The organism is Alistipes sp. (assembly GCF_048465575.1).
Taxonomy (GTDB): Bacteria; Bacteroidota; Bacteroidia; order Bacteroidales; family Rikenellaceae; genus Alistipes.
This window is the reverse complement of sequence record NZ_DBFWLG010000040.1, coordinates 49,420-75,162: the sequence shown is the minus strand read 5'-3', so window position 1 is coordinate 75,162 and position 25,743 is coordinate 49,420. Positions and strand designations below refer to the sequence as shown.

The window sequence follows — 25,743 nt, the reverse complement described above, 5'->3', positions numbered from 1 at the left end:
GAGTGTGGGATGACTCTGACCCGGACGGCTCGGCAAAGATTCGCGCGGCGTCGGACTGGAGCGGAGCGTGGAACTGCTCTGACCCGCTCGTGCTCGTCAAGGGTTCACGCGGCACCGGGCTGGAGCGGAGCGTGGAACTGCTCTGATCCGGACGGCTCGCCCCCGGGTCGACCGCGGAACCGAACCGCCCCCGAGCGGCAGCGGCTTCGGATAAAACTTTCGGGCCGCCTGACAACCCGACACGCCCCGCCCCGGCAGGAAACGGGGCTTTTTCATGCCGTTTGTAAAATTATTTTGCTATTTTTGTCCGATTAAGTACGTGTAAAACCCAAAGACATGACACTCAACGAATACCAGCAGCACGCCCTCGAAACGGCCATCTACCCCGACAATCGGCGCATCATCTACCCCACGCTCGGCCTGACGGGCGAAGCGGGCGAGGTAGCCGACAAAGTCAAGAAAGTCATCCGCGACGGCGGCGAAGAGTTCACCGACGAGAAGCGGCTCGAAATCGTCAAGGAGATCGGCGACGTACTGTGGTACTGCGCCACGCTCGCGCGCGACCTGGGCTACGAACTGGACGAGGTGGCGCAGATGAACGTCACAAAACTCCGCTCGCGCATGCAGCGCAACCACCTCACGGGCAGCGGCGACAACCGATAATCTTTCGGCTCTTGCCGAAAGATTGCAATTCAGAATTCAAAATTCGAAATTCATAATTACACCTTGATGGAACAGGAAAAACTACAAACCTCGCTGCCCGAGAACGCCTACCGCGAACTCCGGCCGGGCGAAACCTACACCCCCGTCATGCCCGCCTCGGCCACACCGCGCGAGGTGACGCCCTACTCGGTCGGGATGGGCGTCGTGATGGCCGTCGTCTTCTCGGCCGCAGCGGCCTTTCTGGGGCTGAAAGTCGGGCAGGTATTCGAAGCCGCCATCCCCATCGCCATCATCGCCGTGGGCATGGGCAACGTCCTGGGCAAGAAAAACATGCTCGGCCAGAACGTCATCATCCAGTCCATCGGCGCCTCGTCGGGCGTGATCGTCGCGGGCGCCATCTTCACCCTGCCGGCGCTCTACATCCTCGGGCTCGAAGCCGCATTCTGGCAGGTGTTCCTCTCGTCGCTTTTCGGCGGCCTGTTAGGCATCGTGCTGCTGATTCCGTTCCGCAAGTATTTCGTCAAGGAGATGCACGGCAAGTACCCGTTCCCCGAAGCCACGGCGACCACCGAAGTGCTCGTCTCGGGCGAAAAGGGCGGCAACCAGGCCAAACTGCTGGCCGTAGCGGGAGTCGTCGGCGGACTCTACGATTTCGCGGTCGGCACGTTCGGCCTGTGGACCGAGTCGGTCTCGACCCGCATGGCGGAGTGGGGCGCCGCGGCCGCCGACCGGTTCAAGGTGGTCTTTTCGCTCAACACCTCGGCCGCGGTGCTCGGTCTGGGCTACATCATCGGACTGAAATATGCCCTCATCATCACCGCCGGATCGTGTCTGGTGTGGTTCCTGGTCGTCCCGCTGGTCGGGTCGCTCCAGGGGGCCATCGATCCCGCAGCACTGGTCTCGATGTTGGGCGTCACGCGCGCCGACCTCATGGCCGACCCCGCGGGCATCTTCACGCCCGAAAACCTCTTTGCGTTCATCGGCAAACCGCTGGGTATCGGCGGCATCGCCATGGCGGGCATCATCGGCATCGTCCGGCAGTCGAAGATCATCCGGCAGGCCGTCGGGCTGGCCGTCTCGGAATTCGGCGGCAAGGGCTCGGCCCCCGAGGCCACGACCGTGCGCACGGAGCGCGACCTGACGATGAAGCGCGTGCTGACGATTCTGGTGGCCACGCTGATCTCGGTCTTCGTCTTCTTCCATTTCGGGCTGCTGGACGGCTGGGTACAGTCGGTAACGGCCATTCTGATCGTCTTCGTCATCTCGTTCCTCTTCACCACCGTGGCGGCCAACGCCATCGCCATCGTGGGCACCAACCCCGTCTCGGGCATGACGCTCATGACGCTGATCCTCTCGTCGCTGATCCTCGTGAGCGTGGGTCTGAGCGGCACGACGGGCATGACCGCCGCGCTCATCATCGGCGGCGTGGTCTGCACGGCGCTCTCGATGGCCGGAGGCTTCATTACGGACCTCAAGATCGGTTACTGGCTCGGCACGACGCCCAAAAAGCAGGAGTCGTGGAAATTCCTCGGCACGCTGGTTGCAGCCGCCACCGTGGCGGGCGTGATGATTATCCTCAACAAGTCGTACGGCTTCGTGGGCGAGGGTGCGCTGGTCGCTCCGCAGGCCAATGCCATGGCTGCGGTGATCCAGCCGCTTATGACGGGCGGCCAGACCCCGTGGATGCTCTATTTCTGCGGTGCGGCGCTGGCGCTGGTGCTGACGGCGATCGGCGTTCCGGCCCTGGCATTCGCGCTGGGCATGTTCATCCCGATGGAGCTGAACGCACCGCTGGTGGTTGGCGGCCTGGTGGCCTGGTGGGTTTCGACCCGCTCGCAGGACGAGGCGCTGAACAAGGCCCGCTTCGACCGCGGCACGCTGATCGCCTCGGGATTCATCGCGGGCGGCGCCCTGATGGGCGTAGTGAGCGCCCTTTTGAAATTCCTCAACGTGGACTGGTTCCTCTCGGGCTGGGCCGCCTCGAACGCCGCGGAATGGGTGGGCCTGGCCATGTACCTGCTTTTGATCGGCTATTTCGCATGGCATACGGTCCGGGCCAAGAAAGAATATTCATAATTCACAATTCACTATTAGATGGAACTTAAAGAACGCTTCCTTAAATACGTCTCCTACGACACGCAGTCTTCGGAGGAGAGCACGACCTTTCCCTCGACTGAGAAGCAGAAAGTGCTGCTCAAAGCCCTGCACGACGAGATGCTGACGCTGGGCCTTACGGAGGTCGTGATGGACCGAAACGGCTACGTCATGGGCACGATCCCCGCCTCGCCGGGACTCGAGAATGCGCCCGTCATCGGCTTCATCGCCCACGTCGACACCTCGCCCGACATGAGCGGAGAGAACGTCCGGCCCCGCATCATCGAGGAGTACGACGGCGGCGACATCGCGCTCAACGGGCAGCTGACGATGCGGGTCGCGGAGTTCCCCGAACTGGCCTTTTTCAAGGGCCACACCCTCATCCACACCGACGGCACGACGCTTCTGGGTGCGGACGACAAGGCGGGCGTGGCGGAGATCATGACCGCTGCGGAGTACCTGATGGAGCATCCCGAGATGCGGCACGGCAAGATCCGGATCGGCTTCACCCCCGACGAGGAGGTGGGGCGCGGGGTCGATTATTTCGACGTGGCCGCATTCGGCGCCGATTTCGCCTACACGGTCGACGGTGGCATGGAGGGCGAACTGGAGTACGAAAATTTCAACGCCGCGAGCGCCAAGATCGAAATTCAGGGCCGCAACGTCCACCCGGGCTACGCCAAAAACAAGATGATCAACGCCATCGAGGTGGCCTGCGAGTTGCAGGCGTTGCTGCCCGCGGCCGAGCGGCCCGAGCACACCGAGGGCTACGAGGGTTTCTACCACTGCGTCGCACTGAACGGCACGATCGAGAAAGCCGCGATCAGCTACATCATCCGCGACCACGACGCCGAGCGCTTCGAGCAGCGCAAGGTCTTTATGTGGGCTGCGGTCGATTTGCTGAAAAAGCGGTACGGAGACGAGGTGCTGACCCTTGTGCTTAAAGACCAATATTTCAATATGCGCAAGATGGTCGAACCCCATCCGCAGGTGATCGACAAGGCGATCGAAGCGATGCGGATGGCGGGCGTGGAGCCGCTCGTGCGGCCCATACGCGGCGGCACGGACGGCGCGCGCCTCTCGTTCATGGGCCTCCCGTGCCCCAACCTCTTCACGGGAGGCATGAATTTCCACGGCAAGTTCGAGTACTGCTCCCTGACCACCATGCGCAAGGCCCAGCAGGTGATCCTCAACTTGGCGCAGCTGTGGGCGGAATGCTGACAATTAAAAATTAAGAATGAAAAATTAAGAATTAACAGTTTTTTCTATCGCCAAAGTGCATCTACAACACGGAACCGTCGCCAATTTTTAATTTTTAATTCTTCATTTTTAATTCTCAATTAGCGAAGCTATGGATAATTTCGGTTTTCTGAAAGTAGCGGCGGCCATCCCGCACCTGCGCGTCGCCGACTGCGACTACAACGCTGCGCGGATCACCGCGCTGGCCGAAGAGGGCGCGCAGCGGGGCGTCGAGATCGTCGTCTTCCCCGAGTTGGCGCTGACGGCCTATACCTGCGGCGACCTGCTGTTGCAGCCCGCGCTGCTCGACGCGGCCGACGCAGCGCTGGAGGAGCTGGTGCGCACGACGCGCAAACTGCCGCTGACGATGATCGCCGGCGCGCCGCTGCGCCACGGCTCGTCGCTTTACAACTGCGCCGTGGTCTTCTCGCAGGGCCGCATACTGGGCGTGGTGCCCAAGACCTACATTCCCGACTACACGGAGTTCTACGAAAACCGCTGGTTCGCATCGGGCGCGGGCATCACCGAAGAACAGATCGCCGTGGCGGGCCGGAAAGCGGATTTCGGCGCCGACCTGACGTTCGAGGTCAACAGCGCGGAGTTCGGCATCGAGATTTGCGAGGACCTCTGGGCGGCCGTGCCCCCCTCGTCGCAACTGGCGCTGAACGGCGCAAAAGTGATTTTCAACCTCTCGGCCTCGCCCGAGGCGGTGGGCAAGCACGACTACCTCCGACAGCTGGTAGCCCAGCAGTCGGGCCGCACGATTTCGGCCTATGTCTACTGCTCGGCGGGGTTCGGCGAATCCTCGACCGACCTGGTCTTCGCCGGCAACGCGCTCGTGGCCGAGAACGGCCGTATCTTGAGGGAAGCAGAGCGCTTCTCGCTCGGCGAGCAGCTCGTCGTCGCCGACGTGGACTTGGAGCGGCTGGAGTTCGAGCGCCGACGCAACACCTCGTTCCGGCAAGGGCAGGGCGCGACCGAAAATACCGTCATCGAGATGGAGGTCCCCGAGGGGCTGCGCGCCGCGGCGCTCGACCGCGACATCGACCCGCTGCCGTTCGTACCCGGGGACGAAACCCTGCGCAACGCACGTTGCGAGGAGATTTTCCAGATTCAGTCGCACGGACTGGCCCGGCGGCTCCGCCACACCCGCTGCGAGCGCGTCGTGATCGGTATTTCGGGCGGGCTGGATTCGACGCTGGCTCTGCTGGTCGCGGTCCGCACGTTCGACAAGCTGGGGCTCGACCGGCGAGGCATCATCGCCATCACCATGCCCGGATTCGGGACCACGGACCGCACCTACCGCAATGCCCTCGATCTGATGCGGCAGCTGGGCGTCACGTCCCGCGAAATTCCCATCCGGGACGCCTGCACGCAGCATTTCCGTGACATAGGGTTGGACCCCGAAGACCGCTCGGTCGCCTACGAGAACAGCCAGGCGCGTGAACGGACGCAGGTATTGATGGATGTGGCCAACATGGAGTCGGCGCTGGTCGTCGGCACGGGCGACCTGTCGGAACTGGCCCTGGGGTGGGCCACCTACAACGGCGATCAGATGTCGATGTACGGCGTGAACGCATCGGTGCCCAAGACGCTGGTGCGCCACCTGGTCAGCTGGGCCGCCGACACGGAAAAGGACCCGGCGGCGCGGGACACCCTGCACGACATCGTCGACACGCCCGTCAGCCCCGAATTGCTGCCCGCCGACAGCCGGGGGAGCATCGCCCAGAAGACCGAAGAGTTGGTCGGCCCTTACGAGTTGCACGACTTTTTCCTCTACCATTTCCTGCGCTCCGGCTACGGACCCGCGAAGATGCTGTTCCTGGCCGAGACCGCATTCGGGGGCACCTACGACCGGACGACGATCCTCAAATGGCTCAGGGTCTTCATCCGCCGCTTCTTCGCGCAACAGTTCAAGCGTTCGGCCATGCCCGACGGTCCCAAAGTCGGCTCGGTGGCCCTCTCGCCCCGCGGCGACTGGCGCATGCCCTCCGACGCTTCGGCGGCCGTATGGCTCAAGGAACTGGAGACGCTCTGAGCAACGCCTCGGCGGCGACATTCAAGTTCAGCCCCGAAAAGTCGATAACTTTTCGATAACTTTTTCCTGCATGACGGATTCACAGCGAATCCGTCCTTTTTCGTTACGGATCAAAACCCCGCAAGCCGCCGCGGTCGCCGGACCGCAAGCAGACCGGCCCCATGCCCGCTTCGGTCCGGGGAACCGATTTCTTAAAGAATTTGCAAAACACATCCGGATGCACTATTTTTAACCCCGAAAACAGACAAAACCCTACCCTCGCTTATGAATGAACAAATCCGACAGTGGGTCGAAGATTTCATGAACCGCTTCATCGCACGCAACCCGAACGAACCGGAGTTCCACCAGGCCGTGCGCGAGGTGGCCGAGTCGCTGGCCCCGCACATCGTCCAGAGTCCCGTGCTGCAACGGATGAAGATTCTCGAACGCATCGCCGAACCCGAGCGGATCGTGATCTTCCGTGTGCCGTGGCTCAACGACCGGGGCGAAATCGAGATCAACCGCGGCTACCGCGTGCAGATGAACAGCGCCATCGGTCCCTACAAGGGCGGCATCCGCTTCCACCCCTCGGTCAACCTCTCGATCCTCAAGTTCCTGGCTTTCGAGCAGACCTTCAAGAACAGCCTGACGACCCTGCCGATGGGCGGTGGCAAGGGCGGTTCGGATTTCGACCCCAAGGGCAAGTCGGACAACGAGGTGATGAAATTCTGCCAGTCGTTCATGACCGAACTGCAACGCCACATCGGCCAGGACACCGACGTCCCTGCGGGCGACATCGGCGTCGGCGGCCGCGAAATCGGCTTCCTGTTCGGCCAGTACAAGCGTCTGAGGGACGAGTTCACCGGCACGCTCACCGGCAAGGGCCGCGACTGGGGCGGCAGCCCCCTGCGCCCCGAGGCGACGGGCTACGGGGCCTGCTATTTCGCCCAGGAGATGCTTTCGACGCGCGGCACGACGTTCGAGGGCAAAACCGTCTGCATCTCGGGCTCGGGCAACGTGGCCCAATACGCCTGCCGCAAAGCCACCGAACTGGGCGCCCGGGTCATCACGCTCTCCGACTCGTCGGGCTACATCTGCGACCCGGAGGGAATCGACGCCGGGAAACTCGAATACGTCATGGAGCTGAAGAACGTCTTCCGGGGCCGCATCAAGGAGTACGCCGACCGCTACCCCTCGGCCACCTACCATGCGGGCGAGCGTCCGTGGGGCGAGCGGTGCGACATCGCCATGCCGTGCGCCACGCAGAACGAGCTGAACGGCCTGGAGGCGCAGGTGCTCGTCGACAACGGCTGCCAGTGCGTGGCCGAGGGCGCCAACATGCCCTCGACGCCCGAAGCCATCCGCATCTTCCACGAGCACCGCCTGCTCTTCGCCCCGGGCAAGGCGGCCAACGCCGGAGGCGTGGCCACCTCGGGGCTGGAGATGTGCCAGAACTCGATGCGCCTGAGCTGGACGCCCGAAGAGGTCGATGCCCGGCTGAAATCGATCATGCAGAACATCCACGCGGTCTGCGTCCGCTACGGCACCCAACCCGACGGATACGTCAACTATGTGGTGGGCGCCAATATCGGCGGCTTCATGAAAGTGGCCAACGCCATGCTGGCGCAAGGGTGCGTATAACCAATCAAGAATTAAGAATTAGACGTCAAAAAAGGGGACGGGTCGTGCGGCTCGTCCCTTTTTCGATCCGCGACCGGGATTCTCAGAGAAGCAGCCCCTGGGTGCGACTACCCCTTAGCCGCCCGCAAAGCCGGCCGGCACCTGTCGCCCGTTGCGGAAGCCGAGGACAGAACCGGCCGGTTGTTCGGTCGTGCAGTGCACTGCCGGAGAGGATTTGGATTGTCGGATAAATTCATTATCTTTGTTTAACCATAACTGCCTCGATGCGTGTGAACACAACATACCGCTTTCGCCTGCCTGTTACTTTCTGCCGCCCTCCGTGGGGGGGGGATTTTCCGGTCATTCGCTTAATATCCGAACACCTTATTATTTAATTTTCAAGCCCCGTCCGCCTGTCACCGGTCCGCAGGCAGGTGGGGCTTGTTGTATACCTATCTAATCCATTCACAAAAAAATCTGGCATGAAAAAACTGAAATTTTACGGGATGCTGCTTCTGGCAGCGGCGGCCCTGGCGTCGTGCGACGACTACGACGACACGGGATTGCGCAAAGACGTGAACGACCTCGAAAAACGGGTCGAAAACCTGGAGCACTGGTGCAACACGGTCAACGGACAGATCGGCGCCTTGCAGGAGCTGGTTTCCGCCCTGGAAGCAAAGGACTTTATCACGGGCATAACGCCCATCATGGAGGGGTCGAAAGAGGTCGGCTACACGATCGCTTTCGAAAAAAGCACCCCCATCTCCATCCGCCACGGCGTAGATGCCCAGGACGGTATCACCCCGATTATCGGCGTGAAGCAGTTCATCGACGGAAAATACTACTGGACGGTGCAGATCGGTCAGGCCGATCCCACCTACATTCTCGATGAGGAGGGGAACAAGATTCCCGCCTCCGGCACCGACGGGGAAGCGGGCGCCACGGGTCCTGCCGGACCCACTGGACCCACCGGACCCACCGGACCGAAAGGAGATACCCCGCAGATCAGCGTAGCGGAATTCGAGGGCGTGCTCTACTGGAAAGTCGACAACGAGTGGCTACTCGACAACGGAGCCAAAGTGCCCGCCACGGGCGCCCAGGGCGATGCCATTTTCGCCAAGGACGGTGTGGACACCTCCGACCCCGACAACGTAACTTTCACGCTGGCCGACGGAACGACCAAGATCACCCTGCCGCGCAAAAGTGCGGTGACGGTCGCGTTCGACAGCTACCAGACGTTCTTCGCATCGAGGGAGAACAACAAGGTGACGCTGGTATTCCCCGCAACACTCAAGAAAGGGGATTTCACCGCCATGACGGCAGCCGTAACCAACGAAAACGGCACGGGCATGGACATTCAGACCCGCTCGGCTGCCACGGACAAGGTCTGGGGCGTAAAGGTCACCCTGCCCGAGTACAACGCCGAGGACAAACCCGTTGCAGGCAGTTCGTATGTGACGCTGACCGCTCCCGAAAACATCGCACTTGCCGAGACGGCTCTCTTGAAAGTCACGATCGTGGACTCGAAAGGCCGCGAGCAGTCGGTAACGCGCCCCGTAAAATATTTCGAGGGGGCTATCGGCACCAGCACGGCCGGCGGTCTGAACGCTGCCGGTATCAATCCGGCGGTTACCCGGCTGGCCTTGAAAGGCAGCATCGACGCCACGGATTTCGAATACATCCGCACGACACTGACCGCACTGGAGGTTCTCGACCTCTCGATGACCGATCTGGCTTCGATGCCCGACCGCGGACTGGCTTTCAACGAAGCGGCGCCCAACACGACGCTGCGGCGCGTGATCCTGCCCGAAAGCGTGGGCGGGATCGAGGAGGCCGCTTTCGTGAATTGCCAGGCCCTCGAATACATCGACGCGGGCAATCCGGTGCAGATCGGGCAATGGGCTTTCCAAGGCTGCTCGGCACTGCGTCGGATCGACCTGGGCGACCGGCTCGAAACTGTCCTCAATTCGGCATTCTACCATTGCACCTCGCTTTCGCAGATCGAGTTCCCGAAGAGCACCCGCACGCTGGGCCGCTGGATTTTCGAGGGGTGCACCAACCTGGAAACGGTCGTGCTGAACGAGGGGCTCGAAACGCTCTCCCAGTCGACTTTCTACGGCTGCGGCATTTTCACCCTGCGCATCCCCTCGACCGTGAGCGAGATTCCGGGCTGGACGTTCGAAGCCTGCCCGCGCCTCACCAATATCCGCATTCCCGCCACGGTCACCACGCTGGGCCAGGGCGCGTTCTACGGCTGCACGCAACTCGCCTCGGTCGACATCGACCCGGGAATCACCGTCGTGCCCGCGGATTGCTTCTACATGTGTCACGCCCTTTCGCACATTTCGCTTCCGGACCAGATCACCGAGATTCAAAACGATGCGTTCGCTCAGTGCGACAATCTGGTGCTGGGCAAGCTGCCCGCAAGCCTCGAGGTCATCGGCCGACGGGCCTTTGCCTCCTGCAACAACATGAATTCGGTGGATTTCCCCGACGGTTTGAAGCGCATCGAGCAGTCGGCGTTCAACTACGTTCCGATGGAGCGTATCGAGTTGCCCGCATCGCTGGAATCGCTGGCCGATTGCGCATTCTACTGGGAGAACAGACCCGGCACGATCCTCTTCGAGGGAACGACGCCACCGACGGTAGTGTATTATACCCTCGCTAACGGGGATCTTTCGGACTGGATGTCCAGGGAAACGATGGCCGGCTGGACGGTCAAGGTGCCCTCCGGTGCCGTCGCTGCCTACAAGGCTTCGGAGTGGGGTTCGGGCACGACGGCATACGGGAATCATGCTTCCTATTTCGATCCGAACAAGATTTCTGCCTGGTAGTGTCTTGCAAAGTGCGACCGGACGGGGCAGCCTGCTAAGCAGGCTGCCTTTCGTTTTTCAGAGAAAGAGCACCGCGAGCGTCGCCACGGCATAGCCGCCCGCGAAGCCGGCCAACACCTGCCGTCCGTTGTGGCAGCCGAGGTAAAGGCGGGCCGAGGCCAGCGCCCCGGCCGAGAGAATGGCGATCATCAGCGGCACGAGCATGTTGCCTACGCCCACGACGTTCATCACCACCAGCAGCGCCACGGCGGCACCCATGGCCGTCAGGTGCAGGCTGATCTTCCAGTAGAGCGATACCACCAGGCACATCGCCTCGCAGCAGGCGGCGGCCACCATGAACTTGCGCAGGAAGATCACCGAGGGGATTTTGGCGATGGTCAGGGCGCAGAGCAGGTAGCAGACGGCGCCGATCAGCAGGGGCAGCAGCCGTTCCCGGCGGTCGTCGATCCGGTAGGACGAGATGCGGCCCAGCGACCGCAGTACACCCAGCATCAGCAGCGGAATAACCATCGTGTAAAGCACAACCACCCACAGCAGGTAGAATTTCACGCCCGCGGGGTATTGGGCGAAGACCGTGAGCGTCAGCAGGACCGCGATCAGGTAGAGGGGCAGCACGAACGGATGGAACGCCCACGAAAGGGCGGATGCAAGTTTGGTATAGTTCATTTTTTACTTAATCGTCATTTAAAATTATTCGATCTACCCCGTTTGCGGACCGCCGTTTGCGGATCAATTAGGCCCCTCACAATGCGATGCACTCACCGGGTGGCTTCGGACTGCGGCCGCCGAAGACTCCATCTGTCATTCCGAACCTTGTGCGATCAAGCTCCGTCGGGTTACAACTGGTTGCGGCCGTGCATTCAGGCCTTCCGGGGCGAATTCTTTCACCCTTTTTGCGACTGGACAAGCTCAGAGATCGGGTGCTCTGTACTCGGTGGCTCGGAGCACTAAAACTGCCCTACCCCAATTCACCTTTCACCTTTCACCTTTCACCTTTCACCTTAGCCTCCGCTCCGTCTAAATCTGCTTGCGCAGCCGCGCCACGGGAATACCCAGCATTTCGCGGTATTTGGCCACCGTGCGCCGGGCGATGCGGTACCCTTTGGAGTTGAGAATATCCATCAGCGTCTCGTCCGTGAGCGGGTGGCGCTTGTCCTCCTCGTCGATGCACTCCTGGAGGATGTTCTTGATCTCGTAGCTCGACACCTCCTCGCCCGAATCGGTCTGCATCGCCTCCGAGAAGAGCGATTTAAGCAGGATGATCCCGAACTGCGTCTGCACGTATTTGCTGTTCACCACACGCGAGATGGTCGAGACATCGAGCCCCGTGCGGTCGGCGATGTCCTTGAGGATCATGGGCCGCAGCTTGGACTTGTCGCCGTCCTTGAAATACTCCTCCTGGTAGTCGAGGATGGTCTGCATCGTGCGCATGAGCGTGTCGTGCCGCTGCTTGATGGCCGAGATGAACCACTTGGCCGAGTCGATCTTGTTCTTCACGAACTGGATCGCCTCCCGGTCCTTCTCCTTGACGGTGCCGTCCGAGGAGACCATTTCGCGGATCATCTCCATATAGCGGCGGTTGACGCGCACCTCCGGGACGTTGTAGGAGTTGAGCGAGAGCTGGAAATGGCCGTCCTGGTAGTCGAGGATGAAATCCGGAATGATATAGGGCGTCGTGTCGGTGCCGCCCTCGGTGTAGAGGTTGCCGGGCTTGGGCGAGAGGTGCTTGATCTCGGCGATGGCTTCGCGGAAATCGTCCTCCGAGATTTGCAGCCGCGCCATCAGCTTCTCGTAATGTTTCTTGACGAACTCCTCGAAATAAGAGGTCAGTATCTTGCGGGCCAGCCGCCGGGGACGGGTGTTGATGGGCATCTGCGCCATCTGCAACAGCAGGCACTCCTGCAAGTTGCGGGCCCCGACACCGGCCGGTTCCAGCTCGTGCAGAATGCCCAGCAGGCGCTCGAGCTCCTCGACCGAGGTTTCGATCCCCACCGTGAAAGCGATGTCGTCGGAGACGGACTCCAGATCGCGGCGGAGGTAGCCGTCCTCGTCGATGCTGCCTATGAGGTAGACCGCCAGCCGCATGTCGCGCTCCGAGAGGTTGCGGTAGCCCAACTGCTCTACGAGGTACTCCTGCAACGAGCGGCCGCCCGTGAGGAAGATCGGACGCTGCTTGTCGTCTTTCGAATAGTTGTTGACCCGGCTCTTGTACGAGGGCGTATCGTCCTCGCGCAGGTACTCGTCCACCGAAATCTGCTGGGGTTCCTGCCCATCCTCCTCCGGGGAGCGCTCCTCCTCTTCGAGCACGATGTTGTCCTCGATCTCCTGTTTGATGCGCTGTTCGAGCTGCACGGTGGGCAGCTCCAGCAGCTTGATCATCTGAATTTGCTGCGGAGAGAGTTTCTGCTGGAGGGAGAGAACCTGTTTCTGATTGATTGCCATATTTTTTTACCAAATTGAGATTTCACACGTTCAATTCGGTCTCTTCATATCGAGGATCGTAATAGCCCCTCGTTCGGGGCTGCGGCCCGGAACCGGCCGCATCCGGGCAAAATTCGTTCCAACAGTCGATTTGCCTCCCGGTTCGTCCGGTCCGGGTTGCCGGACAAGCCCATTGCGGACCACGAAAAACCGTTGCGAACCTCGGCAAACCGCCTGCGACGGAAACATTTCGCAGGCGGTTATCCTAAAAGTCAGCGTGCTGCGGTGTCCGGGGGAACGGCTGCACGTCGCGGATGTTGGTCATACCCGTCACGAAGAGCAGCAGCCGGTCGAAGCCAAGGCCGAAGCCCGAGTGGGGGGCGGAACCCCAGCGGCGCGTATCGAGGTACCACCAAAGCTCTTTCTCGCTCATCCCAAGCTCCTTGACACGTGCATGCAGTTTTCCGTAGTCTGCCTCCCGCTCCGAACCGCCGATGATCTCGCCGATCCCGGGGAACAGCACGTCCATGGCGCGTACCGTCTTGCCGTCGTCGTTCTGCTTCATGTAGAACGCCTTGATCTCTTTGGGATAGTTGATGAGAATTACCGGTCGCTTGAAATGCTCCTCGACCAGGTAACGTTCGTGCTCCGATTGCAGGTCGCAGCCCCACTCGCACGGGAACTCGAACTTGCGGCCCGAAGCCTGGAGTATCTCGATGCCCTCGGTGTAGTCGAGGCGCTTGAAATCGTTTTCCAGCACGAAATTCAGCCGTTCCAGCAGCCCCTTGTCCCACATTTTGTTCATGAACGCGAGGTCCTCGGCACAATGCTCCAGCGCATAGCGGATCAGGTATTTGAGGAAATCCTCGGCCAACTCCATGTTGTCTTCCAGTTCGTAGAACGCCGCTTCGGGTTCGATCATCCAGAACTCCGAAGCGTGGCGCGGCGTGTTGGAGTTTTCGGCCCGGAACGTGGGGCCGAACGTATAGATGCGGCCCAGCGACAGCGCGCCCAGCTCGCCCTCGAGTTGCCCCGAGACGGTGAGGTTGCACGCCTTGCCGAAAAAGTCTTTCGAGTAGTCGATCCGGCCCTCCTCGGTGCGGGGCGGGTCGTTCACATCGAGCGTCGTCACCTGGAACATGGCTCCGGCGCCCTCGCAGTCCGAGGCGGTGATGATCGGGGTGTGGAAATAGTAGAAGCCCTCGCGGTTGAAATACTCGTGGATGGCGTAGGCCATGGCGTGGCGGATGCGCAGCACGGCGCCGAACGTATTGGTTCGCGGACGCAGGTAGGCGATGTCGCGCAGGAACTCCAGCGAGTGCCCTTTCTTCTGCAAGGGGTAGCTCTCGGGGTCGGCCGTGCCGTACACCTCGATCTTCGCGGCCTGCACCTCGACGCCCTGCCCCTGGCCCGGCGAGGCCACCAGCCGCCCGTCCACCCGGATGCAGGCGCCCGTGGTTACGGTCTTGAGCTGCTCCTCGGCGATCTGTTGCAGGTCGACGACCACCTGGATATTGGTTACGCACGAGCCGTCGTTGAGGGCGATGAAAGCCACGTTCTTGTTCCCGCGCTTGGTGCGCACCCAACCTTTGACGACGATGTCTGTGTCCACGACACCCGACTTCAGAATTTCTGCGATTCTCTGCGTTTTCATATCTTGCATTTTGAAACGGTCTCTTACCGAAGCAGCAAAGATACGGTTTTTTACTTATACAACGAAATCTTGCGGTCGATAATTCGAATACGCCCGGTTCGCCGTTCACCCCTTTTCGACCAGGGCGATCAGCCGGCGAACCCAGTTCTCCCACGTGTACTCCGCCACCGCGGCCCGGGCGGCCCGGCACCGGGCGGCATAGGCTTCGGCGGGCTCGGAGAAGATACCCTCCAACACCCCCGCAAGCCCTTGGCGCGTAAATTCGGGACAGTAGTAGGTGAAAGGATTGTCGGCCCCGAACTCGGCCGTGAAATCTTCGTAGGGCGAGATCAGGACCGGATTGCAGAAATACATGGCCTCGATGGTCGAGGAGTAGCCGCCCCAGAGCGGCGTGGGGTTGGCAAAGACCCGCGCCTCCAGCATCAGGCGGTAATACTGCGCGCATTGGGCGGCGTCGGCCTTGTTCAGATAACCGTAAAAATGGACGCTTGCGGCAGCGGGGGGGGGAACTTTCAGATCCGAAGCCGACAGCCCGACGATGTGCAGTTCGGCATCGGGCTGCGACAACAGCAGGTCGGCAAAGCTCTCGACCAAAAGGCGCGCAGCACGCAGGTACCGTTTGCGGCCCACGAACAGAATCTTGCGCGAGGAGGCTTTGTCGCGGCAGACCGCCTCGGGGTCGAACACCCCGTCGTAAACCGAGTTGACGGCATTGCATCCCAAGTGGAAGATGCGCGGATTGTCGTAGTGCACACGCATGTCTTCGGCGCATTGCGGGAAGAGCGACACCACGTAGTCGCTCCGCTCGATGGCCTGCTTCTGGCGCAGGATGCGCACCCGGTCGTGTCCCTTGACGCGGCGGTGCAGCCGGCGGCGGTAGAGGTACTCCTGCGTCCAGTCGCCGATCACCACGTTGGGCTTCGCGGAGAAGCGGTTGCACATGTCGAACGAGGTGGTGATCTGGAGGTCGGCCGGAAATTTCCGGTCGGCCTCCCGGATCTTCCGGTCGGCCGAACGGTAGTAGAACCAGGTGTAGACGCTGAAATTGATCCCCAAAAGACGGATTACGTCGCACAGCCTGACCAATGGCTTGAGCCACTTGCGGCGGCGGAAAGCGTTGTCGTGGTAGTCGATGCGGTTGACCCGGTAGCCGCAGCGCTCCAGCGCGCGGCAAAGCATGTAAGGGACGTTCGACCAAAGGGTTATGCTGCGCGAATCCCCCGGAGAGAAGACATTGACGGTGCGGATCATGGGTTTATCTGAAAAATGCGCCTAAAAGTAGTAAAAATCGCGCCGGGAACAAAATCCCTGCACCGAAATTCGACGTTTCGGCCCGCTCGCCGTCCCGAATGGGCCGAACCCGGGCACCGCCTCCCGTGCGCGGCAGGGCGGCGGAAAGATACAGTTTGCGGTTTCGTGAAAAAAAAGTACCTTTGTCCGACCTATATTTATGTACACGATGAAACGAACGATATTGCTTGCGGCCGCCCTCTTCGCCACCGCCGCCGTTGCAGCGCAACAGGCCGGACGCATCTACCGCACGGAGGTGATCCCCTACGATACGCGCCACGACGCCGAGGCGCGCAACCGCGCCGGTTCGGGCCATACAATCGACTTTGCACCCCGCACGCTGGCTTCGACCGGAGAGGGCGAGCTAGCCGAGGCCCGGATCGAAATACCCTATGTCTGGACCGACGGCGAAGTCTACCTGCACCTCGAGAACGTCCCCTCGGCCTATGCGCTTTGGGTGAACGACACGCTGGTGGGCAAGGTCGAGGACTACGCCACGCCCGCCGAATTCCTCCTCACGCCCGCGATCCGCGAGGGCGCCAACACCATCCGGCTGATCCGCTACCCCGGCCAACGGGCGCAGCTCAACGCCCCGTCGGTCGCACGCACCCCCTACGAGAACAGCTACCTCTACTACCAGAACAAACGCTCGATCCGCGATTTCGAGATCGCACTCGTTCCCGACTCCGCAGGCCGCAATTTCGGCGTGCTGGACCTGCGGATCATCGCCCAAAACGCTTTTAATTACGAAGAGCCCGTCGAGGTGGGCTACGACATTTATTCGCCGCAGGGCAAACTGCTCGATTTCAACATCGTCGAGGTCCGTATTCCGGGCCGATCGACGGATACCGTGCGCTTCCGCCCCTACATCTACCACACTTTCGAGAACAAGTGGGAGGCCGGGGCCAAGAATCCGCCGCTCTACCGGGTGATGCTCTTCTCGCGCCGCCAGGGCGCCTACAAGGAGTACATGCCCCTGCGGGTGGGCTTCGGCAAGACGGAGTTGCGCGACGGTAAGATCGTGCGGCTGGGTAAGGAGCTGAAAATCAACGCTTCCACCTACAACGCCGGGGCCGACCGCAAGACGACCCTCACGCAACTCAAAGCCCTGAGAGCCAAAGGTGTGAATACGATCGCTCCGGACTATCCGCAGCCGGCCTGGTTCTACGAACTGTGCGACGAACTGGGCCTTTACGTGATCGACCGGGCCAACATCGACGCGCCCGAAAAGCGCGACGACCGCCGCGTCGGCGGCACCCCCTCGAACGACCCGGCGCTGGCCGGGGAGTTTCTCGAGCGGGTGAAAGCCATGTACTACCGTTCGCGCAATTTCACCTCGGTGATCGCCTACGCGCTGGGCGGCGATTCGGGCAACGGATACAACATGTACAAGGCCTACGAGTGGCTCAAAGGGGTGGAAAAGTCGCGGCCGGTGATCTATGCCGGAGCCGACGGCGAGTGGAACACCGACCTGTAAGGCATGTCGATCGAACTGATAGTCATCGGGAAGACCGATTCGAAAGAGGTCGCCGCGCTGGTGGAGATGTACGCCCGACGCGTGAATTTCTACTGCAAGTTCTCGATCACCTTCCTGCCCGACGTGCGCAACACGCGCAGCCTGACCCCCAAACAGCAGCGCACGGCCGAGGGCGAAGCCATTCTCCGACAACTTGCGGAGGGCGACTGCGTGGTGGTGCTCGACGAACGGGGCGAGCAGATGCGGTCGGTGGAGTTCGCCCAGTGGTTGCAGAAGCGGCTCAACAGCGGCCGGAAGCGGCTCGTGCTGGTGATCGGCGGCTCTTACGGCTTCTCCGAGGAGGTCTACGCCCGCGCCGACGGCCGCCTGTCGCTCTCGCGCATGACCTTTTCGCATCAGATCGTGCGGGCCCTCTTCGCCGAACAGCTCTACCGCGCATTCACCATCCTCCAGAACGAACCCTACCACCACGAATAGATGCGGCCCGCTTCCGACATAGCCGTTTTTTCGCGCCCGATCCGTCCTCCCCGGGCATGAAAGAGTTGCACGGATCGAAATAAACCCCTTACTTTGCACCCCAGAAGAACGACCCCGTGAAGACTTGCATCCGGCACATACTCTCCGTCCTGCTGCTCCCCGCCGCAGCCATCGTTTCCGCCCACGCGGCCGGGGACGAGACGGCCGCGGATACGACGATCGTGGTGGACAAGGTGCAGGTAACAGCCATCAAGCAGGGTCGGGTGCTGCGCTCCCAGCCCGTGGCTTCGACCATCGTCGGCGAGCGCGCCATCGAACGCGGTCACGTCGGCGCGATCAAGGACCTTTCTCATAGTGTCCCCAACCTGCACGCCCCGGACTACGGTTCGCGCATGACCTCGTCGATCTACGTGCGGGGGCTGGGCGCCCGCATCGACCAGCCCGTCATGGGGCTCAACGTCGACAACGTCCCGGTGATGAACAAGGACAACTACGACACGGAGCTAGCCGACGCCGAGCGGATCGAGGTGCTGCGCGGCCCGCAGTCGACGCTCTACGGCCGCAACACGATGGGCGGGGTCATCAACGTCTATACCCTTTCGCCGCTTGCATACCAGGGCGTGCGCCTTGTGGCCGAATACGGCTCGGGCGACACATACCGCCTGCGCGCCTCGTCCTACTACCTGCTCAAACCCGGCCTGGGCATGGCCGTGACGGGTTACTACACCCGCACGGACGGCTTTTTCGACAATCTCGCCACGGGTGAAAAGTGCGACTGGGAGCGCCTGGGCGGCGGACGCTGGAAAATCCAGTGGCGCAGCCCGAAAGGAGTAGGGATCGACAACACGCTCTCGTTTTCGGTGCTCGATCAGGGCGGCTATCCCTACGCATACATTGGCGAGGAGATCGTGCTGGATGGCAAGACCGTTCTCGGCAAAGGACAGATCGGCTACAACGACCCCTCCTCCTACCGCCGCACGAACCTAAGCGACGGCCTGACGATACGTTACGAAGCGGCCCGGTTCTCCGTATCGTCGATCACCAGTTACCAGTACTCCGACGACTGCATGACGCTCGACCAGGATTTCCTGCCGCTGAGCTATTTCACCCTCACGCAGGCCCGCACCGAGCACACGCTGACCGAGGACCTCGTGTTCCGCTCGCGCGGGCGGGGCGCCTACGGCTGGCTGTTCGGGGCGTTCGGATTCTACCGCCACAGCCGGATGAACGCCCCGGTACTCTTCAAGAAAACGGGCATCGAGGAGTTGATCCTCAAACACATAAATGCCATATCGCCCGAATATGTCGACGTCTGGGACAGCGATGAATTCGAGTTGGGCAGCCGCTTTCGGAACCCCACGGCCGGAGGCGCGCTCTACCACGAATCGACCTATGCGACCGGTCGCTGGCGCTTCACGGCCGGCCTGCGCTTCGACTACGAATACGCCCGGCTGAACTACCGGAACACGGCCGACACCGGATGCAAGACCTACAAGGTGCTGGCAGACGGTACGCGGGAACTGCTCGACACCAAGCCCATCCGGATCGACAACAGCCGCACGCTCCACCGCTCGTTCACCGAACTGCTCCCGAAATTCACCCTGCTCTACGCTTTCGACGAGGTGCGCAACCTCTACCTCTCGGTATCGAAAGGGTACAAGGCGGGCGGGTTCAACACCCAGATGTTTTCGGACGTGCTCCAGCAGCAGATCATGAAAGACTTTTTCCATGTAGGGACGAAATACGATGTTTCGGAGGTGGTGAGCTACGACCCCGAATACAGCTGGAATTACGAACTGGGCAGCCATTTTTCGTGCATGGACGGCGCCGTGCGGGGCGATTTCGCACTCTTCTACATCGACTGCCGCGACCAGCAGCTCACCGTCTTTCCGCCGGGCACGACCACGGGCCGCATGATGACCAACGCCGGACGCACGCGCTCGCTGGGCGGCGAGCTCTCCCTGCAAATCTCGCCCTGGCGCAACCTCGACCTCAACGCCGCCTACGGTTACACCGACGCCCGGTTCGTCCGGTTCGCAACCACCGACCGCAGCGAGGCCGGGGAGCCGGTCCGCGTCGATTACAAGGGCAACCGCATACCCTACGCCCCCGCACAGACCCTTTCGGCCGGGGCGAGCTGGACGATTCCCACGGGCACGACGTGGCTGGGCGACGTCGTGCTGCGTGCGGGCATCCGCAGCGCAGGCCGCATCTGGTGGGACGAACGCAACACCCTCTCGCAGCCATTCTACACCCTCGTGGACGCCTCGGTGCGCATCGAGCATGCCCGCTACTCGATCGATCTGTGGGGCCGCAACCTCGCGGGCCGCACGTACGACGTGTTCCATTTCAAATCCATCGGCAACAGCTTCGTGCAGCGCGGACGTCCCCGCACGCTCGGCATTACCCTGAATATAAACATATAAAAATAGTCTCGCATGAAAAACCTACTCGCATTCGCTCTGCTCTTCACGGCCCTCTTCAGCACGGGGTGCGACACGGAGAACGAACCTCCGTTCAACACCGAAATAGGCTACACGGGTACGCTCTCCATGATCTCGATCGACGATCCGTCGAAGACCTACGCTTTCGACCACGTGTCGTTCGACCTGAAAAACGCGGACGACGGCACGCTGACGATGTTGATCCACAACATGCAGTTTCCCGGCATGCCGATGGCCATCGACATGATCTTCCCCGGCATCGGCTTCCGCTCCACGGAGGGCGGCGTGACCCTCTCGGCACCCGAGCTGATCCCCTACTACGGTTCGCGTCCGATGGACGAGCGCAAGGTCACCGACCTGCAAGGCACGGCGACCGGCAACCGGCTTACCCTCTCGTTCGTCTGCATGAACTACAACGTCTCTTACACCGGAACCAAAACAAACTGAGCACTGATATGAAACCCGAATACAAACCTTTCGTCGACGAACTGATCGAACTGGCGATCGAGGAGGACCTCGGCGACGGCGACCACACCTCCCTGGCCTGCATCCCCGCCGAAGCGCACGGACGCATGCGTCTCTTGTGCAAGCAGGAGGGCGTCCTCGCGGGCGTCGAGATTGCACAGCTGGTACTGCACCGCCTCGACCCCGCGATGCGGTTCGAACAGCTGCTCGATGACGGCGCCCGGGTGAAGCCGGGCGACGTGGCGTTCTACGTCTCGGGGCGCCTGCAATCGCTCCTGCAAGCCGAGCGCATCCTGCTCAATATCATGCAGCGCATGAGCGGCGTGGCGACCCAAACCGCGGTCTATGTCGCGCGGCTCGAGGGGCTGCACACCCGCGTATTGGACACCCGCAAGACCACGCCCGGCATGCGCGTGCTGGACAAGATGGCCGTGAAGATCGGCGGCGGCGAGAACCACCGAATGGGTCTCTTCGACATGATCCTGCTGAAAGATAACCACATCGACTTTGCGGGCGGCATCCGCGCGGCGATCGCCCGCACCCGCGACTACCTCGCCGCCCGGGGCAAGCAGCTCCCCATCGAGTGCGAGGTCCGCTCGCTCGAGGATATCGACGAGGTCTTCGCCGCAGGGGGCGTGGACCGCATCATGTTTGACAATTTCACGCCCGAAATGACACGCCGCGCCATGGAAAAGGTCGCCGGACGCTGCGAAACCGAATCGAGCGGCGGCATCACGCTCGACACCCTGCGCGAATACGCCGAATGCGGCGTCGATTTCATCTCGGTCGGAGCGTTGACGCACCAGATCCGTTCGCTCGACATGTCGCTTAAGGCCTGCGAATAACGCTTACGGACCGTTGCGCGCCGAGCCGTACGAAGCGGCTCCCGGCGGGCGGTCCCGCACGCAATTTTCCCGCCCCATGAAACGCATCCTCCACACTCCGCTGGCGTTGCTGCTGCGGCGCATCGCACTGCTCTATGCCGTGCTGATGGGCTGCCGGGTCGTCTTTTATCTCTACAACGCCCGCCTGTTGGGGCCCGTTGCATGGAGCGAACTTGGGCAGCTGCTGACCGGCGCGCTGCAATTCGACACCGCCTCGGTGATTTACGCCGACGGCCTTTTCATCCTCCTGTCGCTGCTGCCGCTGCGCATTCGCTGCCGGCAGTGGTATCAGAATGTCCTCTTCTGGTATTACGTGGTAGTGAACGGCCTGCTTGTCGTGGCACTCAACCTCGCCGATGCGGTCTATTTCCGCTACACGCAAAAACGCTTCACGGCCGACGAGTTTTTCTTCGCCGATAACGCCAATTCGTTGCAGTTAGCCGGCAAGTTTCTCCTCGAAAACTGGTTCCTCGTTCCGGTTGCGGCGCTGCTGACAGCGGTGCTGGTCCGTGGCTTCGGCCGCCGCATCCGGTGTGAGAGCATGTTGCGCAGCGGATGGCTCTACTACCCGCTCAACACCCTTGTGCTGGCCCTGGCGGCCGGCCTGTGCATCGGCGGCATGCGGGGCGGCTTCACGCGCATGACGCGCCCCATCACCCTCTCAAATGCCTCACTCTACACCGCCGACATCGGCAAGGCCAACCTCATTCTGAGCAACCCGTTCTGCATCCTGCGGACCGTCGGCAGCGCCGGAAGCGTCCGCTACCGAAAATACTTCTCCGCGGAGGATCTGCCCCGGCTCTTCACGCCCCTACACTATCCCGCCGCACAGCCGGCGGTCGATCTGGGTAACCGCAACGTGGTGGTTTTCATTATGGAAAGCATGTCTGCCGAGCACTCGGCCTACCTCATGCCCGCACTCTATGCCGGCCGCGAGCAGCAGGGTTTCACCCCCTTTCTCGATTCGCTCATGCGCGAGGGATTCACGTTCCGCCGCATGTATGCCAACGGCACCCGTTCGATCCAGGCCATGCCCGCCGTGCTGGGCAGCATTCCTTCGCTGCGAACCCCGTTCGTGCTGATGCCCCAGTCGATCGGACCGAGCCGCCAGCTGCCCGCCATGCTCCGCGAGAGGGGCTACTCGACCGCTTTCTTCTGCGGCTCCGAACGGGGTTCGATGGGCTTCGGCGCCTACGCCCGTTCAGCGGGCATCGAGCGGCTCCTGAGCCGCGAGGACTACGAAGCGCGGCACGGCACCGGCGATTTCGACGGCTACTGGGGTATCTGGGACGAGGAGTTCCTGCAATTCATGGGCGAGGAGCTTTCCCAAACGCCCCAACCGTTCTTCGCAGCCCTCTTCACCCTCTCCTCGCACCACCCGTTCGTCGTACCCGAGAAATACGCAGACACGCTGCCCGACGGGTACACCAAAATCCACAAGGGCGTCGCCTACGACGACCAAGCGTTCCGTCTCTTTTTCGACCGCTTCGGCCGGGAGGAGTGGTTCCGCCGCACCCTGTTCGTCTTCGTGGCCGACCACGTATCGAGCGAGAAATTCGCGCCCGAAACCCGCGAATACCCCGGCAACATGCACATTATCGGGTTCATGTACACGCCCGACGGCATACTGCGGGGGGGGGTCGAGGAGGTCGTACAGCAGATCGACATCATGCCCACCGTCCTGGGGCTCGTAGGCAATCGAAAGCCTTATTTCGCTTTCGGCCGCGACGTGCTGAACGAACCGCAGCGCCCCCGCTGGTCGGTCTCCTACGACGGACAGTTCCGGGCCCTGACCGGCGACGGGGTCGTAGTTGTAGACGAGAACGCTCCCGCGGACACCGTTTCCGGCTCCGCGGCACAACGGTTGCAGGCTTTCGTGCAGCAGTATTATGCCCACGTGGAAAGCAAGAATTACACAGTCGATGATTGAGTTCAAACCCGTGCGTCTCGAAGACCGGCAGGCCATCGAACGCCATACCATGCCCAGCGGCATCACCAACTGCGACCTGGCTTTCGCCAACATGTTTTGCTGGCAGGCCATGTACCACAGCGCTTGGGCGGTGATCGAGGGCTTTCTTGTGATCCGTTTCCAGATCGGCGGCGGCGAGAAGATCGGCTACATGCAGCCGGTCGGCACGGGCGATTTCGCACCGATCATTCCCTGTCTTGCGGAGGACGCCCACGCCCACGGGCAGCGGCTGCGGATCATCGGCCTCACCGACCGGGGCCGCGAGATGATCCGGGGGATGCACGCGGGGCAGTTCGCATTCGAATCGGACCGCGCGCTGGAGGACTACATCTACTCGGCCGACGACCTGCGGAACCTCCCGGGCCGCCGCTTCCAGCCCAAGCGCAACCACATCAACCGCTTCACGGCCGAATACCCCGACTACCGCTACGAGCCGCTGACACCCGACCGTTTCGCCGCGTGCATGGACCTCGAAGCCCGGTGGCGGCGCGAGCACGAGGGACACACCTCGGAGCTGTGCGCCGAGCAGCGGGCCATGCAGCGGGCGTTCGACCACTTCGAGGAGCTGGGCATGCTGGGAGGCTGCATCTACGTCGGCGACCGCCTGGTGGCGTTTACCTACGGTTCGGCGGTCAACGACCACACGTTCGACACCCATGTCGAAAAGGCCGACACGGCTTACGACGGCGCTTTCACGATCATCAACAAGCTCTTCGCGCAGCACTTGCCCGCACACTTCACCCTCATCAACCGCGAGGAGGACCTCGGGCTGGAGGGGCTCCGCCGGGCCAAGCTCTCCTACCACCCCGTCTCGATCGCGCACAAGTTCACGGCCATCCGCCTGCATCCGGACGAGATCGCCTGCAAGGAGCTGTGGCAGGCGGCGTTCGACGACGACGAGCAGTTCATCGATTCGTTCCTCATCCGCTATTACAGCCGCCGGCGCATGCTCACGGCCCGGTACGAGGGACGCACGGCTGCCATGCTGCATCTGCTGCCGTTCCGAAGCGAACTGGGCCGCACGACCTACGTCTACGGCGTAGCGACCGATCCGGCGTTCCGCAATCGGGGATTGGCGCAGGGGCTTATGCGCGAAGCGATGCGTATCATCGAGGAACGCGGTGACGATGCCGCTCTGCTGATCCCCAGCGAGGAGTGGCTGCACGGATTTTATTCCAAATTCGGATTCGGGGGTTCCGTCCCGGTGGCGTTCAACTCGGAGGACGGGTTCGATTTCGGCACGGGGGACTCCGAACGCGACCGGGCCATGGTCTGGCGGCGCGACCCGGCCGGGCCGCTGCCCGAAAAGCTCACCTGCACATTCTCGAAATAGTGATCCCGCAACCGCAAAATTCTTAAGCGGGGCGGGAAGCACGGGACAGGATTGAAAGCAGCAAACCTCCCACTGCCCCGATCACCCGCTTCCTAAGCGGGCAGGGAGCACGGAGCAGGAACGAGAGCGGCAGATCCCACGAATGCCCAAATCACCCGCTTCTTAAGCGGGTTACAGTTCGGCCCGGATGACCATGTGGCGCCAGAGGTAGGGGAAGCGCCCCACGCCCCGGATCTCTACCTTGCGGAAGCCCGCTTCGGTCAGCAGGCGGGTCATAGTCCGCTCCGACCAGAATTTGATGTGACCGCCCTCCCACAGGACACTCCAGTGGTAGTCCCACTTGCCGATGATGGAGATGAAAAAGTTTTTGATATAGCCGTGGTAGGGCGTCGAGAGGATGAAAATTCCACCGCCGTTGGCCGCCAGGATGCGGCGCACGTGCTCGACGAACGCCCGCGGATGGTAGAGGTGTTCGATCACCTCCATCGAAACGACGATCTTCACGGAAGCCATGCGCAGCGGAGCGGGCAGGCTGTCCGTCTCGACGTCGTTGACGAAGAAATGGCCGGGATTCTTGCGGTTGGCGATGAGGATGCCGTCCTCGGCAATATCCACGCCATAGGCGTCATATCCTTTTGAAATCAGATAATTGGCAAAATAGCCGTTGCCGCAGCCTACGTCCAGAAGCGCCGTATCGGGAGCAGGGTCGGGCAAGTACTCCTCGAAAGCGGGCAGGAGGTATTTCTGGTAGAACGGCGCATTTTCGTCGCTCCAGCCGAATTTGTTTGATGGTTTGTTTCCCATATGTTCCGATACTTTTGGACTGCGGCGAATTTTGCGCCCACCCGCTACACACTTACAA

Annotated in this window: 19 protein-coding genes; 14 read left to right on the top strand and 5 right to left on the bottom strand. The window is 61.7% G+C overall.

All coding sequences use genetic code 11. The features are described from left to right. The first annotated feature begins 2 nt into the window (after positions 1–2). The 7 genes from ACMQ11_RS10565 (at position 3) to ACMQ11_RS10535 (ending at position 10,467) form a co-directional block, all read left to right on the top strand. Positions 3–146 carry a hypothetical protein gene (locus ACMQ11_RS10565; protein ID WP_418992739.1) on the top strand — a complete coding sequence of 48 codons (144 nt, stop codon included), beginning with the start codon at positions 3–5 and terminating at the stop codon, positions 144–146. Between the two features lie 190 nt (positions 147–336). Then, positions 337–663, top strand: a complete 327-nt coding sequence (locus tag ACMQ11_RS10560; RefSeq protein ID WP_418992738.1) for a nucleoside triphosphate pyrophosphohydrolase family protein — start codon at positions 337–339, stop codon at positions 661–663. 66 nt (positions 664–729) lie between these two features. Then, a complete protein-coding gene (locus tag ACMQ11_RS10555; RefSeq protein ID WP_418992737.1) occupies positions 730–2,739 on the top strand; it encodes an OPT family oligopeptide transporter in 2,010 nt (669 codons plus the stop codon). Positions 2,740–2,757: 18 nt separating this feature from the next. Beyond that, entirely contained in the window at positions 2,758–3,978 is a 1,221-nt protein-coding gene (gene pepT / locus ACMQ11_RS10550) for a peptidase T (protein WP_418992736.1), read from the top strand. 130 nt (positions 3,979–4,108) lie between these two features. Continuing rightward, entirely contained in the window at positions 4,109–6,034 is a 1,926-nt protein-coding gene (locus ACMQ11_RS10545; RefSeq protein ID WP_418992735.1) for an NAD(+) synthase, read from the top strand. A gap of 264 nt (positions 6,035–6,298) precedes the next feature. Next, complete coding sequence (gene gdhA, locus ACMQ11_RS10540) at positions 6,299–7,654, top strand: NADP-specific glutamate dehydrogenase (protein WP_418992734.1); 1,356 nt, start codon at positions 6,299–6,301, stop codon at positions 7,652–7,654. 461 nt (positions 7,655–8,115) lie between these two features. Further along, positions 8,116–10,467 (top strand): leucine-rich repeat protein, encoded by a 2,352-nt coding sequence (locus tag ACMQ11_RS10535; RefSeq protein ID WP_418992733.1) that lies wholly within the window; start codon positions 8,116–8,118, stop codon positions 10,465–10,467. Between the two features lie 57 nt (positions 10,468–10,524). On the opposite strand, the gene ACMQ11_RS10530 is transcribed toward ACMQ11_RS10535, so the two are convergent. From ACMQ11_RS10530 to ACMQ11_RS10515, 4 genes are all read right to left on the bottom strand, one after another. Further along, complete coding sequence (locus ACMQ11_RS10530; protein WP_418992732.1) at positions 10,525–11,133, bottom strand: hypothetical protein; 609 nt, start codon at positions 11,131–11,133, stop codon at positions 10,525–10,527. 351 nt (positions 11,134–11,484) lie between these two features. Next, positions 11,485–12,909, bottom strand: a complete 1,425-nt coding sequence (gene rpoN / locus ACMQ11_RS10525; RefSeq protein WP_418992731.1) for an RNA polymerase factor sigma-54 — start codon at positions 12,907–12,909, stop codon at positions 11,485–11,487. Between the two features lie 244 nt (positions 12,910–13,153). Beyond that, positions 13,154–14,542: an asparagine--tRNA ligase gene (gene asnS, locus ACMQ11_RS10520; RefSeq protein WP_418992730.1), complete on the bottom strand. Its 1,389-nt coding sequence runs from the start codon at positions 14,540–14,542 to the stop codon at positions 13,154–13,156. 105 nt (positions 14,543–14,647) lie between these two features. Next, the gene (locus ACMQ11_RS10515; protein ID WP_418992729.1) at positions 14,648–15,793 is read right to left on the bottom strand and encodes a glycosyltransferase; all 1,146 of its coding nucleotides are present in this window, start codon (positions 15,791–15,793) and stop codon (positions 14,648–14,650) included. A 208-nt stretch (positions 15,794–16,001) separates the two neighbouring features. On the opposite strand from ACMQ11_RS10515, the gene ACMQ11_RS10510 reads away from it, so the two are divergent. The 7 genes from ACMQ11_RS10510 (at position 16,002) to ACMQ11_RS10480 (ending at position 24,881) form a co-directional block, all read left to right on the top strand. Continuing rightward, the gene (locus tag ACMQ11_RS10510; protein ID WP_418992728.1) at positions 16,002–17,309 is read left to right on the top strand and encodes a glycoside hydrolase family 2 TIM barrel-domain containing protein; all 1,308 of its coding nucleotides are present in this window, start codon (positions 16,002–16,004) and stop codon (positions 17,307–17,309) included. Between the two features lie 3 nt (positions 17,310–17,312). Further along, positions 17,313–17,786: a 23S rRNA (pseudouridine(1915)-N(3))-methyltransferase RlmH gene (gene rlmH / locus ACMQ11_RS10505; protein WP_418992727.1), complete on the top strand. Its 474-nt coding sequence runs from the start codon at positions 17,313–17,315 to the stop codon at positions 17,784–17,786. 116 nt (positions 17,787–17,902) lie between these two features. Next, positions 17,903–20,212 carry a TonB-dependent receptor gene (locus ACMQ11_RS10500; RefSeq protein WP_418992726.1) on the top strand — a complete coding sequence of 770 codons (2,310 nt, stop codon included), beginning with the start codon at positions 17,903–17,905 and terminating at the stop codon, positions 20,210–20,212. A 12-nt stretch (positions 20,213–20,224) separates the two neighbouring features. Beyond that, positions 20,225–20,677 carry a hypothetical protein gene (locus ACMQ11_RS10495; protein ID WP_418992725.1) on the top strand — a complete coding sequence of 151 codons (453 nt, stop codon included), beginning with the start codon at positions 20,225–20,227 and terminating at the stop codon, positions 20,675–20,677. 8 nt (positions 20,678–20,685) lie between these two features. Continuing rightward, the gene (nadC, locus tag ACMQ11_RS10490; protein WP_418992724.1) at positions 20,686–21,540 is read left to right on the top strand and encodes a carboxylating nicotinate-nucleotide diphosphorylase; all 855 of its coding nucleotides are present in this window, start codon (positions 20,686–20,688) and stop codon (positions 21,538–21,540) included. A gap of 76 nt (positions 21,541–21,616) precedes the next feature. Next, the gene (locus ACMQ11_RS10485) at positions 21,617–23,509 is read left to right on the top strand and encodes an LTA synthase family protein (RefSeq protein ID WP_418992723.1); all 1,893 of its coding nucleotides are present in this window, start codon (positions 21,617–21,619) and stop codon (positions 23,507–23,509) included. Beyond that, positions 23,502–24,881 carry a GNAT family N-acetyltransferase gene (locus tag ACMQ11_RS10480; RefSeq protein ID WP_418992722.1) on the top strand — a complete coding sequence of 460 codons (1,380 nt, stop codon included), beginning with the start codon at positions 23,502–23,504 and terminating at the stop codon, positions 24,879–24,881. The genes ACMQ11_RS10485 and ACMQ11_RS10480 overlap by 8 nt, the downstream gene beginning before the upstream one ends. Before the next feature lie 171 nt (positions 24,882–25,052). On the opposite strand, the gene ACMQ11_RS10475 is transcribed toward ACMQ11_RS10480, so the two are convergent. Next, positions 25,053–25,685, bottom strand: coding sequence for a class I SAM-dependent methyltransferase (locus ACMQ11_RS10475; RefSeq protein WP_418992721.1), 633 nt, complete (start codon positions 25,683–25,685; stop codon positions 25,053–25,055). Between the last annotated feature and the right edge of the window lie 58 nt (positions 25,686–25,743).

What these genes read in the sequence shown, in the direction of transcription:
- asnS (WP_418992730.1), bottom strand. Translation starts at nt 14,542, where the DNA reads ATGAAAACGCAGAGAATCGCAGAAATTCTGAAGTCGGGTGTCGTGGAC.
- rpoN (WP_418992731.1), bottom strand. Translation starts at nt 12,909, where the DNA reads ATGGCAATCAATCAGAAACAGGTTCTCTCCCTCCAGCAGAAACTCTCT.
- ACMQ11_RS10485 (WP_418992723.1), top strand. Translation starts at nt 21,617, where the DNA reads ATGAAACGCATCCTCCACACTCCGCTGGCGTTGCTGCTGCGGCGCATC.
- pepT (WP_418992736.1), top strand. Translation starts at nt 2,758, where the DNA reads ATGGAACTTAAAGAACGCTTCCTTAAATACGTCTCCTACGACACGCAG.
- rlmH (WP_418992727.1), top strand. Translation starts at nt 17,313, where the DNA reads ATGTCGATCGAACTGATAGTCATCGGGAAGACCGATTCGAAAGAGGTC.
- ACMQ11_RS10545 (WP_418992735.1), top strand. Translation starts at nt 4,109, where the DNA reads ATGGATAATTTCGGTTTTCTGAAAGTAGCGGCGGCCATCCCGCACCTG.
- ACMQ11_RS10530 (WP_418992732.1), bottom strand. Translation starts at nt 11,133, where the DNA reads ATGAACTATACCAAACTTGCATCCGCCCTTTCGTGGGCGTTCCATCCG.
- ACMQ11_RS10555 (WP_418992737.1), top strand. Translation starts at nt 730, where the DNA reads ATGGAACAGGAAAAACTACAAACCTCGCTGCCCGAGAACGCCTACCGC.
- ACMQ11_RS10535 (WP_418992733.1), top strand. Translation starts at nt 8,116, where the DNA reads ATGAAAAAACTGAAATTTTACGGGATGCTGCTTCTGGCAGCGGCGGCC.
- ACMQ11_RS10480 (WP_418992722.1), top strand. Translation starts at nt 23,502, where the DNA reads ATGATTGAGTTCAAACCCGTGCGTCTCGAAGACCGGCAGGCCATCGAA.
- ACMQ11_RS10475 (WP_418992721.1), bottom strand. Translation starts at nt 25,685, where the DNA reads ATGGGAAACAAACCATCAAACAAATTCGGCTGGAGCGACGAAAATGCG.
- nadC (WP_418992724.1), top strand. Translation starts at nt 20,686, where the DNA reads ATGAAACCCGAATACAAACCTTTCGTCGACGAACTGATCGAACTGGCG.
- ACMQ11_RS10510 (WP_418992728.1), top strand. Translation starts at nt 16,002, where the DNA reads ATGAAACGAACGATATTGCTTGCGGCCGCCCTCTTCGCCACCGCCGCC.
- ACMQ11_RS10560 (WP_418992738.1), top strand. Translation starts at nt 337, where the DNA reads ATGACACTCAACGAATACCAGCAGCACGCCCTCGAAACGGCCATCTAC.
- ACMQ11_RS10495 (WP_418992725.1), top strand. Translation starts at nt 20,225, where the DNA reads ATGAAAAACCTACTCGCATTCGCTCTGCTCTTCACGGCCCTCTTCAGC.
- ACMQ11_RS10515 (WP_418992729.1), bottom strand. Translation starts at nt 15,793, where the DNA reads ATGATCCGCACCGTCAATGTCTTCTCTCCGGGGGATTCGCGCAGCATA.
- gdhA (WP_418992734.1), top strand. Translation starts at nt 6,299, where the DNA reads ATGAATGAACAAATCCGACAGTGGGTCGAAGATTTCATGAACCGCTTC.